Genomic DNA, 16,400 nt, shown 5'->3' with positions numbered 1-16,400 from the left:
TCAGTCCATCTACTCAATGGTTGCTTGTTCAACATTCTCTATGCCATGCCAAATTTCCTTAGATACGCCATCAGGTTGATCTGCTGCCAGACCTTGCGAGTGCCATAACGGCACTTGCAATCCTACCGGACGCGCTCACTCTTACCGATATAACAATCGTTGTGCTAACTGTGCTGTGAGCGTTTGGGTAGGCGAATCTTACTCATAATGCTATTTCTCCATAAAACTATCCCAGATTATTTTGCTTATCTAAGACAGCTCTGAAGATTAAATATCCTTTAATGTAAATATACAGGTATGTTAGCTTTGTGCTTTAATAAGTGACAGCTGTCATTTACGAGCATGGTTAATGTAAGTGACATAGATAGCCTTGATTTTATCAACGAGTAGTTTTTGGACTTATGGAGCGAGCTATGAATAAAGTATTTAAAAAGATTTGGAGTCAATCACTAGGTTGTATAGTGGTGGTGTCTGAAAATACCAAGAGCGTTGGTAAGACCAGCGGCACGACTGGCACTATCGCCCTGATAGCTCGCTCAAATAACTATAAGATGTTGACTGTGAAAGGGCTTGCCTTCAGTATTGCAGCGATCAGTGGCTCTACAGTGTGGGCAGGCGTGGTATGCGTAACGGATCCTGTCTCTGGAGGAAGTACAGCAACAGGTGTAATTGCACTAGCCTGTGGAATAAATAATGCAGCAGACGGTCTCAATAGCAGTGCTTTAGGTATTGATAATGAAGCATTGAGTGAAGCTACTGCGCTAGGCTATGCAAATAAAGCAAAGGGCAGTTATAGCAGCGCAACAGGTATTTCTAATGAGTCTTCGGGTATTTATAGCAGTGCGGTTGGTTATACTAATGCAGCATCAGGTGATTATAGTAGTGCGTTAGGTGCTAATAATGAAGCATCAGTTAAGTACAGTAGTGCCGTTGGTTATAACAATACCGCATCGCGTATCAATAGCAGTGCGGTAGGCTCTAATAATATCGCATCAGAGGGTTATAGTAGTGCATTTGGTTATAACAACACGGCATCGAACATAAATAGCAGTGCAATTGGCTATAAAAACACCGCCTCGAATGTAAATAGCAGTGCCGTCGGTTATAATAATACAGCATCAGGTGAGGACAGTAGTGCCGTCGGTTTTGAAAATACATCAGAGGGTGACTATAGTATTACAGTTGGTTATCAGAATACCGCATCAGGTACAGACAGCAGCGTGTTTGGCAGTAATAGCCAAGCCACTGCGACAGGCGCAACCGCCATCGGTAGTTTCTCCATTGCAGATGAAAGGGATACGATTTCAGTTGGTAGCAAGGGTTTCGAAAAACGTATCACTAACGTGGCAGATGCAATAAATGATACAGATGCGGTAAATAAACGATATACCGACGACAAAGCGACTGAAACTTTAACCGCCTCAAAAGGTTATACCGACGGCAAAGCAACCGAGACTTTGACTGCATCAAAAGGCTACACCGACGACAAAGCAACTGAAACTTTAACCGCATCAAAAGGTTACACCGACGACAAAGCGACTGAAACTTTAACCGCCTCAAAAGGTTATACCGACGGCAAAGCAACCGAGACTTTGACTGCATCAAAAGGCTACACCGACGACAAAGCAACTGAAACTTTAACCGCATCAAAAGGTTACACCGACGACAAAGCAACCGAAACCTTAACTGCCTCAAAAGGTTATACCGACGGCAAAGCAACCGAGACTTTGACTGCATCAAAAGGCTACACCGACGACAAAGCAACTGAAACTTTAACCGCATCAAAAGGTTACACCGACGACAAAGCAACCGAAACCTTAACTGCCTCAAAAGGTTATACCGACGGCAAAGCAACCGAGACTTTGACTGCATCAAAAGGCTACACCGACGACAAAGCAACCGAAACTATAACTGCCTCAAAAGGTTATACCGACGGCAAAGCAACCGAGACTTTGACTGCATCAAAAGGCTACACCGACGACAAAGCAACTGAAACTTTAACCGCATCAAAAGGTTACACCGACGACAAAGCAACTGAAACTTTAACCGCATCGAAAGGCTACACCGATGGCAAAGCCACCGAGACTCTAGCATCGTCACAAATTTATACGAATGATCAGGTATTGAGCGTTAAACAGGACATTGCTGCACAGCATAAATACCTAAGCATCAATGGTGGTACGTCTGCAGAAGCGATTGCTAGTGGAGACAACGCAATGGCTTTAGGCGCTAATGCGGCGGCGCAGGGCAAGCAATCTATTGCAATGGGAGATGGTGCTCAAGCAATCGGCGAGCAAGCTATCAGCATTGGCACTGGTAATAAAGTGACTGGAAATCATTCAGGTGCGATTGGCGATCCAAGTACGGTCAGTGGCAATAACAGCTATAGTATGGGCAATAATAATACCGTGTCTGGCGACAATACTTTTGTGCTCGGTAATAATGTCAATACTACTGCAAAAAACGCCGTGGTACTCGGCAATGTCTCTAGCTCTAACCGTGAAAACACAGTGTCGGTTGGTTCGGATCTTAACCAACGTCAGATTATCAATGTTGCTAATGGTACCGCTGATAATGACGCAGTCAATGTCAGTCAGTTACAAGACGCAAAAACAAGCGCTATCGAAACCTCGAACACTTATACTGATACTAAATTTAATGCTCTAAATGACTCTATTCAAAATTATCTGCAAGACAATGGACAGCGCTTTAAGGAAATTGATGATCGTTTTGATCGTCAAGGTGCGATGAGTGCTGCGATGTTAAACATGGCAACCAGCACGTCAGGTTTACAAGGTAAGAACCGTATAGGCGTGGGCGCAGGGTTTCAGGGCTCCGAGCAAGCGGTCTCATTGGGGTATCAGCGTGTCATTAATCCCAATACCAGCTTTAGTCTCGGTGGTGCTTTCACGAAAGATGAGAACTCTGGTGGCATGGGTATGGGCTTTAGCTGGTAAGCATTGAGTAAACCAAAAGCCAGAAAAAGGACATTAATTTGTCCTTTTTTTCTGATGACCATTTCATACTTATTATCTAAAGCTTCTTATAGCCCAAACCTTTTTGAATGCTAATCCTGCTGTGAGCTAAGCGGTGCTTGCGCGGCCTTATTTCTTTAAGAGTTTCTTTAAGAGCTGTCATAAGCTCAGGGGCATAAGGCAATGTCACAAGGCAATTTAGATAATGTCACCTGCGTGCATTACACTTCAACTTACTACCGTGTTCAATAACTCTGTGTATAAATTAACAAAGTTACCCTAACAGCACACCGCATAAACCGACAACAGCTATAACACGTTGAATAATCAAGCTGTCTTGCAGGTGAGTGTTTAGATAAGTGGCAAATCCTTTGCCGATAGTATATAGACCTAGCATGGCCACAATCATACCCGTAAAGAAGCCAGCGGTATTACTGTTTGCAGGCACTTCGATTGCATGAGCAGCACCGTGGAACATAGCAAGCGCACCAAAGCCAATGATTAAGAATTTATACACGGTTTTGACGGACATCTCGTGGTTTTGATTCAATGCTACATTAAAGTAGCGGCTCATAAGTGCCATGGTCAGGAGTACGATAGAGAGTAGAATACCGTATTCAATAAACAGGCTATTCAAGCTCACACTTAAACTCAGTAAAAATCCTGTTACTAGACCAATTAACAGTGCTACAAAGCCTTTTTTAAAGCTGTGCATTTGAGTAAATAGCATCCCCATGCCCAGCGCTAACATCAGATGGTCGAACCCAGTTAAAGGGTGCAACATACCAGACAATATTGAAAGGCCAAATGAGCCATCTGCTGCCATCAAGCCATGCCCAGGGTGAGCAAACGCGAGTGTTGGTAGTAACGATAACAGCGCTAAGCCACTGATTATGGTGGTTTTTTGGAAGAGGTTTTTGCGTGTCATCGTTTTGGCTGTGTCTGTTGTCATGATAAATCCTTAATAAATAAACAAATCGATATAAAAACTGACTCATAATCCACTGATCCATCAGCGGTTTGTAGAGCACTTATTAATGCCATTACCTAAGGCATTCTACGCCACATTTAACATGCCTTTATCTAAGATAAAAGCAACAATGTCATCAAGACCTTCGCCTGTTTTCATGTTGCTGAATACCACAGGCTTATCACCGCGCATTTTTTGGCATCATGTGCCATTACCTCAAGTGACGCGCCTACGAAAGGGGCAAGGTCGGTTTTATTGATAATGAGCAAGTCCGATTTCATGATACCAGGGCCGCCTTTACGAGGAATTTTATCGCCTGCAGACACGTCAATGACATATAGTGTCAAGTCGGACAATTCAGGGCTAAAAGTTGCTGCCAAATTATCACCACCAGACTCGATGATAATGAGCTCAAGACCTGCAAATTGCTGCTGTAATTCGGCGATGGCAGATAAGTTAATTGAGGCATCTTCACGAATGGCAGTATGCGGGCAGCCACCGGTTTCAACACCGCGAATGCGCTCAGCTGGCATCGCCTCATTGCGGGTTAAGAATTCAGAGTCTTCTTTGGTATAAATATCATTGGTCACCACTGCCATATTGATGTCATCCCGCAGGCGTTGACATAGTCTCAGCGTCAATGCCGTTTTTCCTGAGCCTACAGGGCCACCAATGCCTAAACGTAGCGGAGAGAGCGTCGTTTCTAAATTTTTGTTTTCGACTTTGGGTGTTAGTGCCATAAATAAAGTTCCTTGATGAGAGTTGTGTTTATTAGCGATTAAGAGCGAAATAGGCGGCTGTATTGCCTTTCATGCTGGCAAGACAGTATGGCTAAATTTGGTAGGTTAGCGGACATATGTAGCTTTTGATAAAGTAGATTCAGCTTTACGTTAGCCTCTAAAGGCATATTTTGAACTTGCAAAAATCTTTGCTTGACGTTGGCAGCCAATGCCTGTATCTGCTGACTTAATAACTGTTGTAGCTGCCAAATAATGCGCTGTCCTGCCATTTGCCCAAGCGGTACGGTCTTGACCGCAGCCAACACCATATTTTCGATTTGACCAAAGGCGTAGGTGGTCAAGGCTTGTACAGGCTTAAGCTGCCAGTGCGAGCTGATATGGGCAAAGAGGGGTAAAAATCCATGGGCAAGTAAGCTGTCAGGCACGTCGAGCTCAAGGACATCACCAAGCCATGCTGATAAAGAAAGAGCCAATTGGCTTGACTCATAGACAAACTCTTTACTTTCACGGCTGGCATGGTAATCTGTACCTAAAGCGTCAGCAAGCGCAACGTCATCAACCATAAGTGCTTCAATCATAAGCGCCAGTAGCGGTAGCTCATACCGACATAATGCCAGCTCCAGATAATCACTCATAAACGCTAAACTACTGCTTTCATTATGAATCAGCCCTGCCTCAATAGCGGGTTCGATGCCTTGCGAGTAGGTATAACTGCCAATAGGTAGGTTACTTGACGCCAGAATGAACAAAAGTCCAGTTACTTCTGTATTATTCAGATCATTTATACCTTGTGCGGTACAGGTAGTCTGCTGTGAGTGTGTGGCGTGATTAGTCATGAGAGTTGCCGTGGGTATGTGAATGGTCATGGTCGTGACCATGATGACTATGACCATGAGAGTGAGAATGTCCGCCTTGATTGCCTTTATAGGCACCCGTTTCTGGCTCAAACGGCGCTTGTACGGCTTGGGTATGTAGTCCAAGTTGATTTAACATCGCTTCTAAAACATGATCAGGCTCAAAGTACAGGGCCTTAGTTGTAATCATTAATGGCACATGACGATTACCTAAATGGTAAGCGCCTTTCATAAGGTCAAAACCATTATCAGCAGTCACTTCGATTAAGGCTTGATTAGCGGCCATAATCTGTATCAAGTTGCCTTGATGGTCTGCCAGTACACTGCCATTCTTAATAGTTTCCGTACGTGGTAAATCAACACCAATGATTGCGTGGTGCTGTGTTTCTGCTTTAAAACGGCTACGCTGACGGGTATCGAAATCTAAATATAAAAAGTTTTCTGCCTGTTTTTGCCTATCAATAATCGCCTGTTGTTCAGCGCTAAGGGTTGATAGATCAAGACGTTGCGTATAAATGTTCATAATTATGTTTATAGTCCGTTAAAGTAGATGGTTGACAGCTGATGGTGGATTATCAGCACGACAATAAAAAGCAGCTAGAATAAAAAATAGCGCTGTGCCATCGGTAGATAGTCGGCAGGCTCACAGGTCAACAGCTCACCATCGGCGTACACTTCATAAGTCTCAGGGTTAACCTCCATCTTAGGACAGTAGCTGTTGAATTTCATGTCTTGTTTGCGTACCTTGCGAATGTTATGTACTGCTTTGATGACCTTTTCTAACCCTAATTGCCTATCAACACCTTTGTCTATCGCAGCACTTGACATAAAGGTGATACAAGTCTGCGCCACTGTTTTGGGGAAGCTACCAAACATGCTGCGATAGTGCACAGGCTGCGGGGTTGAAATGGAAGCATTGAGGTCGCCCATGGACGCTGTCGCAATCAAGCCGCCTTTAATGATAAGGTCAGGCTTTACGCCAAAAAATGCAGGCGACCATAAAATTAAATCCGCCCATTTATCTACTTCAATGGATCCCACTTCGTCACTAATGCCATGAGTGATGGCAGGATTGATGGTGTATTTTGCGAGGTAGCGTTTGATACGAAAATTATCATTGCTGCTATTAGAGTCAGTGGGATTTAGCATGATATTTTCTAAGGACTGCTCCGTTTTAGCTGATTGATCAGGAGCCAGATGACCGCGTTGGGCTTTCATTTTATCAGCCGTTTGCCACGTGCGAATAATGACTTCTCCCACGCGTCCCATCGCTTGCGAGTCACTACTCATCATGGAGATGGCACCCATGTCTTGTAAAATATCTTCGGCGGCAATGGTTTCTTTACGAATACGACTCTCGGCAAAAGCGACATCTTCAGCAATGGCTGGGCTTAAGTGATGACAAACCATGAGCATGTCGAGATGCTCGTCAATGGTATTAATGGTGAAAGGGCGCGTCGGGTTGGTTGATGAGGGTAAGACGTTGGTTTCGCCAATAGCTTTTAAGATATCTGGGGCATGACCGCCGCCAGCGCCTTCGGTATGGAAGGTATGAATACAGCGGTCTTTAAACGCGCCGAGAGTGCTATCTAAATAGCCGCTTTCATTTAACGTATCAGTATGAATGGCCACTTGCACATCATATTCTTCAGCCACGCTAAGGCAGTTATCAATGGCTTTGGGCGTGGAGCCCCAGTCTTCATGAAGCTTAAGCCCGATAGCACCCGCTTCAATCTGCTCAACAATGGGAGCAGGTAAACTGACGTTGCCTTTACCCAAGAATCCGATATTCATCGGAATAGAGTCGGTGGCTTTTAGCATGCTGTGAATATGATAGGCACCAGGCGTACAAGTAGTGGCAAGAGTACCTTCAGCAGGTCCCGTACCACCGCCTAACATCGTAGTCACACCAGACATTAGCGCCGTTTCACATTGCTGAGGTGCAATGAAGTGAATATGGCTATCGATTCCGCCAGCAGTCAAAATTTTACCTTCTCCTGCGATAATTTCGGTAGCCGCGCCAATAGGTAACGTCACATTAGGCTGAATATCAGGGTTGCCAGCTTTACCAATGCCGCTAATGCGACCGCCCTTAATAGCGACATCTGCCTTATAGATACCGCTGTAGTCCACAATCAAAGCATTGGTAATAATAGTATCGGCAATTTGCTCACCCAGCAGCTGTGATTGACCCATCCCATCGCGGATTACCTTGCCGCCACCAAATTTGACCTCTTCACCAATGCTGACGCTATCAATATCAGGCTGGTGGTCAATATGACTGGTCAAATCATACTCAACCTCAAGCCATAAATTCGTATCGGCTAAGCGTACCTTATCCCCTGTGGTAGGGCCAAAATGCTCGGCATAGATACGTCGGTCAATGCGTTTTTTCGAGGTGTTTTGAGAGGTTTTAGGGTCTACAACGCCCATAACCTCGCCTGAAAAACCATAAATGTGCTGTCTACCTGAGATGGCAACCAGTTCCACTTCGCGCGCTTGTCCTGGCTCAAAACGTACCGCAGTGCCAGATAGGATATTGAGTCGATAGCCAAGCGTCGACTCTCGATCAAAGCTCAGTGCTGCATTGACTTCATAGAAGTGATAGTGAGAACCGATTTGAATAGGGCGGTCGCCAGTATTGATTACCGTTATGGTTTGAACATATCGACCAGCATTCAAAGCCATATCGCCTGCTTTAATATTATATTCGCCTGCTTTTATCGTCATTTTTATTATCCTTAATCGTCTTATGGCAATGGCTCTAGTTCAATATCGTTTTATACGGCTTTACAACAAGCAAGCTATACGATGGGGTTATGTACCGTCACCAGCTTAGTGCCATCGGGGAAAGTGGCTTCAACTTGGACATCGTGTATCATCTCTGCAATGCCTTCCATGACGTCATCGGCAGAGAGATAAGTGGATCCTTCACTCATTAGTTGCGCCACGGTTTTGCCATCACGCGCGCCTTCCATTAGTAACATGCTAATGTAAGCGATAGACTCAGGATAATTGAGCTTTACACCGCGATTTTTACGACGTTCCGCCACCATGCCTGCGGTAAATAGTAAGAGTTTATCTTTCTCTGTAGGATTTAATTGCATAAAGCTTCCTTAATAATTATTGTGCTTTAAAGACTATGAACCGTTTTTAATCTTCATAAAGTAAAGGTGCTAAGTTAAATGTACTAAGTAGAGTCATTCTGGTTTGATTCAGCATTGTTCAGGGATGAGAGTATGCAGGAGCACATGGTATTAGGTGTCCCAAATTCTCGGTCGATGAGGCTCAAGCTTGTACCATTTAGACCTGATAAGCTCGCGGACTTGGTAAAAAGCCTCAAAGCAGGCACGCACATCTACCCCTAAATAACGGCAATTAATACCTTGAAAATTGTGAGTACAGTGAATAGGTAGTGACTGCGTATCAATGAGATGGCGTATCTCGGTAATAGTGGCATCTAAATACTGACCAAGCTTGAGCGGATTATTCTGTAACTCAGGTGCAATGATCTCTGTGCTAGGTATTGCCCAAAAAGAGCCATGCACATGTTGATTATTCAGTCCTAATGGTGAGGTAAACCAGCGCGTATTTGCTGGCTGGGAGGTGCATTCGCTGACCAATAAATTACTCTCACGCCATATCTCTAAGCGGTTGGCATAATGACCATTAGCAAACGTCTCTTGATACGCTTGACGTCCAAATACCGCAATATCCCAAGTCAATAAACTTGCTGTCTTAGCTAAATAAAAGCGGCTATTGGCATTAGAGTTGGAATAATCGTAATAAATGCTTTCTTGAGGTAGCCATTCAAGGACAGCGTGATCATCGAGGCGGGCGTCGATATGCTGTTCTGCGCTGACAACATCATTAAAACAGTCGTTAGAAGTGTTGCTGTTTGCCGATTGAGTACCGTTGTTAAATTTTGATGAGTCGCTGGGTCTAGAGGATCGCAACGATTTGCGTTGCCCGTACCATTTTCCGGCTCCAGGGGTGGTAATCACCGCATGGCTATTAGAGTGTAGGTTAAACTCCAATGTTAAGCGGTCATCATCGGCGATACCAGCAGGAGGATACAACACATAAATATGGCAAATCCCTGCTTGGCTGTTATCAGTACTATCAGGCTCAGGATACAGCGCGCGCTGCACCATGAGTGCGCCAGTATGGGCACGATGACACAGCCGAGTTTTTGCAGCAGTAGAGGCGCAGTCGAAATGGAGCTGTAGTGAGGATTGCCAAGTCAAAATTGTATTCCCTTTTATAAAGTGTCTTTTTATAAAGTTTCCTTTTAGATTGCCACCAACTCTTGAATATTGTTTTTTGCCATGTCACATCCAGCCCCCTGAGCTACGACTTGTCCTCTAGAAAGCACGGTATAGTTATCGGCAAGCTCTTCTGCAAACTCATAAAACTGCTCGACTAAAACAATTGCCATATCGCCTTTATTAGCAAGACTACGAATGACTCTACCAATGTCTTTAATAATGGACGGTTGGATACCTTCAGTCGGCTCATCAAGTACTAGTACTCGAGGCTCTGATGCAAGCGCACGAGCAATAGCGAGTTGCTGCTGCTGACCGCCAGATAGATCGCCACCACGGCGATGCTTCATCTCGTCCAGCACTGGAAATATATCATACAAGGGTTTGGGTACTTTACTTGCTTTTCGTTGAGAAAATTTCGCCATTCCAATCAGAATGTTTTCTTCAACGGTCAAAGTAGAAAATATATCACGTCCTTGCGGCACATAAGCGAGTCCTGCGCGCACACGTTGCTCAGGTGTCATCTGACTAATATCCTTACCGTCCAATAAAATCTCACCTGATTTGATTGGTAGGATGCCCATCAAGCATTTAAGCAAGGTGGTTTTACCGACGCCATTACGACCCAGTACCACGCTACATTCTCCTACAGGGGCGGCGAGGGTGACATCACGTAAAATGTGACTGCCACCGTAATATTGATTTATGGCATTGATTTCTAACATATAAGCACCTCTATTTTTTAGGTCTATTTCTAAGTGTTACTATTTGTTATCGACCTGAGCTTATTACCGACCCAAATAGGTCTCAATAACGGCCTCATTATTCTGTACTTCACTCAACGTGCCTTCAGCCAAAATAGCGCCATTTGCCAAAACCGTTACTTTCTCACTTATGGCATCAATAAAGGTCATGTCATGCTCAACCACGATCAAGGTGTGATTCTTTTTAAGGCGTAGACATAACTCAGCGGTATGTTCAGTTTCGGCATCGGTCATGCCTGCTACTGGTTCATCAAGTAAGATAAGTTTTGGTCTTTGCATCAGTAACATTCCAATCTCTAGCCACTGCTTTTGACCATGAGACAATAATCCTGCTGGCTTGTTAATCAGCTCTTTTAGGCGTATTTGATCAAGCGTTGAGTCAAGGGTATCTTGGATTTCTGTGTCAATACGAGTAAACCAGCTCTTTGATACCCGTTTGTCCTTTGGCGCAGCCAGCATTAAGTTATCAAGTACGGTAAATTTCTCAAATACGGTAGGTTTTTGAAACTTACGGCCAATGCCTGCTTCCGCTATTTCTTCGGTAGATAGTTTGGCTAAATTATGTACTTGACCGAAAAATGCACTGCCTTTAGTGGGGCGCGTTTTACCCGTAATAACATCCATTAAAGTTGTTTTGCCTGCGCCATTAGGGCCGATGATGCAGCGTAGCTCGCCTGCCTCAATGTATAAAGATAAATCATTGAGTGCGCGGAACGAGTCAAACCACACGCTAACGTCTTCTAAATACAGCGCAATACCATGTCTCATATCTGGCCCTGATTTGGGAACAGGATGCGCTAAGCCTCCGCTATCTCCGTAATCTTCAGCCAAAGTAGTGACTGGTCGGGTAGGCATGTTTTCTGCGACCGTTATGTGTGGTGTATTTTTAGATTTTTTCATTGGATTATTGATACTAGGATTGTTTTTAACAAGCGTATCGTTAGTAACTTTTTGGGAAGTAGCAGCATTAGTTATTAACATTATTCTTTTTCCTTTTTAAAACGATCAAGTACGCCAATGATGCCGTTAGGGAGAAATAAAGTAACCACCACAAATAATCCACCTAGAATAAGTAACCAAAACTCCGGATAGGCGACGGTAAAATACGTTTTAATCACATTAATTGTACCAGCGCCTACAATGGCACCGATTAATGAACCTCTACCTCCAGCAGCCACCCATACTGCCATCTCGATAGAGTTGACGGGGTTCATCTCACCTGGATTAATGATGCCAACTTGCGGTACATATAGAGCACCAGCGATACCAGCTATTATTGCAGACAATACCCAAGCTGAAAGCTTGTACCAAAGCGTGCGATAGCCTAAATACTGCAAGCGATTTTCACTATCACGAATGGCACCGAGCACGCGCCCATAAGGCTGGCTCATCAGATAGCGTAGTCCAAGATATGACAGTAGCAGCGCCAAAGCAGTCGTAAAACACAGTACAGCCCTCGTTGAAGAGGCAGTGATGTCATAACCTAGTAGCGTAGTAAAACCTGTGAAACCATTGTTACCACCAAAGCCTGTTTCGTTACGGAAGAATAATAAGGCTGCCGCGTAAGTCATGGCCTGAGTAATAATCGAAAAATAAACCCCTTTAATCTTTGAGCGAAAAGCAAAATAGCCAAAGATAAAAGCGACTAGACCGGGAACTAGCACCACTAGAGCCATCGCCCACCAGAAATGTTGAGTGCCTGCCCAATACCACGGTAGCTCTGTCCAACTTAAGAAACGCATAAAGTCTGGCAAGTCTGTGCCAGCAGTTTCACGCGTCAAATACATACCAAAAGCATAACCTCCTAGCGCAAAATAAAGACCATGACCTAAGCTTAGAATGCCGGCATAGCCCCAGACCAAGTCTAAAGCCAGTGCTACCATGGCGAGCGCCATTATTTTACCAATCAAAGTTATCCAATAAGCAGACAGGTGAAAACTAGAGGTTTCAGGTAATAAATGGAGCCAAGGCAATATCAGTAGCACTAAAGAACACAAACCAATCAGAATGGCATTACGTGGGGAATCAGATAATAATTGAGTCAAACGCATGAGGTTCTCCTTAATCCACAAAACGGCCTTTGAGGGCGAATAAACCTTGAGGACGTTTTTGAATAAACAAAATCACAAGAACCAGTAACACAATCTTAGCCATCACAGCACCAATGCCAATCTCAAGCACCGTACCACTGACACCAAGACCTAAAGATGCCAATACCGCGCCCCATACTTGCCCAACACCGCCAACCACGACGACTAAGAACGCATCAATAATATAAGTTTGACCTAAGTCGGGTCCGACATTGCCTACTTGCGCCAAAGCACAGCCAGCGAGACCTGCGAGGCCTGAGCCAAGTCCAAAAGCCAACATATCGATGCGAGCAGATGAGATACCAACTGCACGTGCCATTTGCCGGTTTTGAGTCACAGCGCGCACAAATAGCCCAAAGCGAGTCTTGTTCAGTAAGTACACCAGTAGCATAAGAATAATGATGGTAAAGCCGATAATAGCGATACGATTGAAGGGAAGTACAAGGCTAGAAGACACTTGATAGGCACCGCTCAACCAGTCGACATTGCTGACTTCGACATTTTGCGCGCCAAATATCATCCGAACCAACTGCATGAGAATCAGACTGACACCGAAGGTTGCCAGTAAGGTTTCAAGCTCACGACCGTAAAGCGGGCGAATAATGATTCGTTCGATAATCATGCCGATAATGGCACTGACTAAGAAAGCGACGGGTATAGCGGCAACCAAATACCATCCAGTCATACTAGGAAAATACGCTTGAAAGAGATTTTGCACCATATAAGTGGCGTAAGCACCAATCATAATGAGCTCACCATGAGCCATATTGATGACACCCAGTAGCCCAAAAGTAATGGCCAGCCCTAATGCCGCCAGTAGTAAGATACTTGCCGTACTAAGCCCCGTGAATAGATGACCTATCCAAGTACTGAGGGTAATGCGCTGCTCAATACTTTCTTCAGCGTCTAACAGCGCAGATTTGAGTACAGGATCGATATCATTTGCTGTCAATGCTTTTTTGACATCAACTAAGACCTGCGGGCTATCGCTATCAGCGAGCACAGTAAGCGCGGCAATTTGGGTAGTAACGTCGCCATCTCTAAAATCAATCCTCGCTTGTAAAGTACTCAACGCTGTTTTGACGTCGTCGTCTTCCTCATTAGTGGCAGCAGTACTTATGAGTGCTGGATCTAGCTGTTCGATATTGTCCGCTAAGATGGCAACTGCCTGCACACGTTGCGTAGGATCGTTTGACTCAAGCTTAACCTTGGCTTGTCCAAATACTAAGGCTGAGCGTAGCGTATTGGTCAAAGTCACTTGCGCCAAGTCACTAGGCCACTCGGTGGTCAGCTGCTTAGCAGGATAAGTAAATAGCTCATCTTCGCTGTTAAGTAGGTAGGTTTGCCCACCATTACCTTGGTACAGCTCATCGTTTTTTATCAGCTCAACTAAAGTATCCAAACTCTCAACTGACCCCGGCCACTGGTTGAGCATGGTTTGGCGAATGGTGAAGTCAGCAGCAACGAACTGCTCGATAGCATCCCCTTTACTTATCGCAAGATTAGCTGGCGTAGTAAGAGACTGCTTGTTTTGAGCAAGCAAGGTGTCGTCTTGAGCAAGTAAGGTCTCTTCACTTACAGCATTGGATGTCGCTGCCACAGTATTAGTCGATAGTTTCTCGCCATGGCTGTGTACTGCTGATGTCTCGTGAGCATGAGCAGCTGATGTGATAGCAATGAGGAGGAGTAAAGATAGTAAGGCGAGTATAAAAGTCTTGTTAAAATAATTGGCTTGCGCGTCACTTTTATAATAGGAAGGGTAATGTGACATGATGGTTCCTTTTTTGCAGTCAACACTCCTTTAACCTCTACTAAAAACTGTTTTATCAGTAGAGGAGCTAAAGGGTTGCTGGTTTTGATACCATTAAGGGGCTAAGGATTAGGGACTAAGGCTTGGGTGATCACAACCTTATTTAGGAATGTATTGACTCCATGGCTCAGCACGAATGACTTTTGGAGTTTTGCTGATCACATCGAACTGACCATCGGCACGGATTTGACCGATCATGACAGGCTTCCATAAATGATGGTTTTCCTCATCCATTTTCAATGTATACCCTGATGGCGCGTCAAAAGTCTGACCTCCCATACTAATGCGCACTTTATCGACATTAGTCGTACCAGCTTTTTCGACTGCTTGTTTCCACATATTGATACCCACGTAGGTGGCTTCCATAGGATCATTGGTCACGACTTTGTCAGCATTGGGTAGCTTATGATCCAGCGCATATTTCTTATACTTTTTAGTGAAGTCGCTGTTGACAGGATTTTTAACCGACATAAAGTAGTTCCATGACGCTAAATGCCCTTGCAATAAGCTGGTATCGATACCGCGAAGCTCTTCTTCTCCCACTGAGAATGCCATGACTGGGATATCAGACGCTTTAATACCTTGGTTGGCAAGCTCACGATAAAAAGGTACGTTTGAATCCCCATTAATGGTAGAGATAACCGCCGTCTTTTTACCAGTAGAGAAGCTTTTAATATTGCCAACGATGGTCTGATAGTTGCTAAAACCGAAAGGGGTGTACTCTTCCATGATATCTGTTTCAGCGACGCCTTTAGATTTTAAGAAAGCCCGCAGTATCTGGTTAGTAGTCCGAGGATAAACATAATCTGTCCCAAGTAAGACAAAGCGTTCTGCACTACCACCCTCTGGACTCATTAAGTATTCAACGGCAGGAATAGCTTGTTGGTTTGGTGCAGCACCAGTGTAGAAGATGTTTTCTGACTGTTCTTGACCCTCATACTGCACGGGGTAGAACATGAGGCCATTTAGTTCTTCAACGACAGGTAGCACAGACTTACGTGATACCGACGTCCAACCCCCAAATATCACATCCACCTTATCTTGGGTTAACAGCTGACGAGCTTTTTCAGCGAATAACGGCCAATCAGAAGCGGGATCTACGACGATTGGCTCTAGCTGCTTACCTAACACACCGCCATTGGCATTAATTTCATCAATGGTCATGAGCGCCGTATCTTTTAATGACGTCTCAGAGATGGCCATCGTTCCAGATAAAGAATGCAAGATACCAACTTTGATGGTGTCACCATCTGCCGCAGTGGTAGCAGCCGTCTCAGAGGTGTCCGTTTTTGTGGCGGTAGAATTGGTTTCTGCACTGGTTTCCGCAGGTTTTTGACAACCCATAAGACTTAAGCTGCCGACAACGGCTACTGCTAGTAGAGACAAACGTGATGTCAATTTTGAGTCGATACGATAATTTGTACTTATAGGAGTAGCAGTGATAAGCGTTGGCAATAAAGACATATATTTCTCCAGAAAGATAAAGTAGCAGCATGGTAGGCCGAGTGAACGAGCCATTCCTAACTATTATTAATACTTCAATATCTATGCCAATATAAAATACTAGACAAATGCACCAATATTGGTCTTTATCAGGAGCTAGGGCACTTTTGTGCACCATAATTGGTTTTTATGATTTTCTATGCACCATTTATGTCTGGTTAAGGAATGCTAAAGCGGTATAAAAAATGATGACATCAGAAGCGATGTTTTTTTTTGAGTTCAGGAAGTGTGAACAGAAGGAAATTAAGAAGCAAACGTACTAAATGATGTCAACTTAACTAAAGGTAGGTTTTTTTTAGCTAAAGCACGTTAGCCATTAGGCTTGGTAGCTAGCTTGGGATGAAGTCTGACATTTAGTTTTTATAATAGGATGCTGATCTATGCTGAAGAAACCGTAAATTCACCCTGCGTAAGTAAAATATTTATTCG

Annotated in this window: 12 protein-coding genes and 1 pseudogene; 1 reads left to right on the top strand and 12 read right to left on the bottom strand. The window is 44.2% G+C overall.

Features of this window, described 5'->3' with window-relative positions:
• Positions 1-413 precede the first annotated feature (413 nt).
• Positions 414-2,957 (top strand): ESPR-type extended signal peptide-containing protein, encoded by a 2,544-nt coding sequence (locus JMV76_RS00995; protein WP_201501304.1) that lies wholly within the window; start codon positions 414-416, stop codon positions 2,955-2,957.
• Between the two features lie 292 nt (positions 2,958-3,249).
• Here the strand turns inward: JMV76_RS00995 and JMV76_RS00990 are convergent, their stop codons facing one another.
• From JMV76_RS00990 to urtA, 12 genes and pseudogenes are all read right to left on the bottom strand, one after another.
• Positions 3,250-3,927 carry a HupE/UreJ family protein gene (locus tag JMV76_RS00990; RefSeq protein ID WP_045454647.1) on the bottom strand — a complete coding sequence of 226 codons (678 nt, stop codon included), beginning with the start codon at positions 3,925-3,927 and terminating at the stop codon, positions 3,250-3,252.
• A gap of 105 nt (positions 3,928-4,032) precedes the next feature.
• Positions 4,033-4,685 (bottom strand): annotated as a pseudogene (gene ureG, locus JMV76_RS00985) (urease accessory protein UreG).
• Positions 4,686-4,723: 38 nt separating this feature from the next.
• Positions 4,724-5,521, bottom strand: coding sequence for an urease accessory protein UreF (locus tag JMV76_RS00980; protein ID WP_045454652.1), 798 nt, complete (start codon positions 5,519-5,521; stop codon positions 4,724-4,726).
• Positions 5,514-6,062 carry an urease accessory protein UreE gene (ureE, locus tag JMV76_RS00975; RefSeq protein ID WP_201501303.1) on the bottom strand — a complete coding sequence of 183 codons (549 nt, stop codon included), beginning with the start codon at positions 6,060-6,062 and terminating at the stop codon, positions 5,514-5,516. Before ureE ends, JMV76_RS00980 begins: the two co-directional genes overlap by 8 nt.
• Before the next feature lie 74 nt (positions 6,063-6,136).
• Positions 6,137-8,269 (bottom strand): urease subunit alpha, encoded by a 2,133-nt coding sequence (ureC, locus tag JMV76_RS00970; protein WP_201501302.1) that lies wholly within the window; start codon positions 8,267-8,269, stop codon positions 6,137-6,139.
• Between the two features lie 74 nt (positions 8,270-8,343).
• Positions 8,344-8,646 carry an urease subunit gamma gene (ureA, locus tag JMV76_RS00965; RefSeq protein WP_045454654.1) on the bottom strand — a complete coding sequence of 101 codons (303 nt, stop codon included), beginning with the start codon at positions 8,644-8,646 and terminating at the stop codon, positions 8,344-8,346.
• Between the two features lie 150 nt (positions 8,647-8,796).
• Positions 8,797-9,786, bottom strand: coding sequence for an urease accessory protein UreD (locus JMV76_RS00960; RefSeq protein ID WP_045454657.1), 990 nt, complete (start codon positions 9,784-9,786; stop codon positions 8,797-8,799).
• Between the two features lie 44 nt (positions 9,787-9,830).
• Positions 9,831-10,529 carry an urea ABC transporter ATP-binding subunit UrtE gene (gene urtE, locus JMV76_RS00955; protein WP_201501301.1) on the bottom strand — a complete coding sequence of 233 codons (699 nt, stop codon included), beginning with the start codon at positions 10,527-10,529 and terminating at the stop codon, positions 9,831-9,833.
• A 63-nt stretch (positions 10,530-10,592) separates the two neighbouring features.
• Positions 10,593-11,549: an urea ABC transporter ATP-binding protein UrtD gene (gene urtD / locus JMV76_RS00950; protein ID WP_201501300.1), complete on the bottom strand. Its 957-nt coding sequence runs from the start codon at positions 11,547-11,549 to the stop codon at positions 10,593-10,595.
• Entirely contained in the window at positions 11,549-12,619 is a 1,071-nt protein-coding gene (gene urtC / locus JMV76_RS00945; protein WP_201501299.1) for an urea ABC transporter permease subunit UrtC, read from the bottom strand. The genes urtD and urtC overlap by 1 nt, the downstream gene beginning before the upstream one ends.
• Positions 12,620-12,629: 10 nt before the next feature.
• Positions 12,630-14,429, bottom strand: a complete 1,800-nt coding sequence (urtB, locus tag JMV76_RS00940) for an urea ABC transporter permease subunit UrtB (protein WP_201501298.1) — start codon at positions 14,427-14,429, stop codon at positions 12,630-12,632.
• A gap of 138 nt (positions 14,430-14,567) precedes the next feature.
• Positions 14,568-15,878: an urea ABC transporter substrate-binding protein gene (gene urtA, locus JMV76_RS00935; RefSeq protein ID WP_201501621.1), complete on the bottom strand. Its 1,311-nt coding sequence runs from the start codon at positions 15,876-15,878 to the stop codon at positions 14,568-14,570.
• Positions 15,879-16,400 lie beyond the last annotated feature (522 nt).

It is taken from the genome of Psychrobacter cibarius (assembly GCF_904845955.1).
GTDB lineage: Bacteria > Pseudomonadota > Gammaproteobacteria > Pseudomonadales > Moraxellaceae > Psychrobacter > Psychrobacter cibarius_B.
Note: the sequence above shows the minus strand (reverse complement) of the source record. Positions and strands in the feature narration are given on the sequence as shown.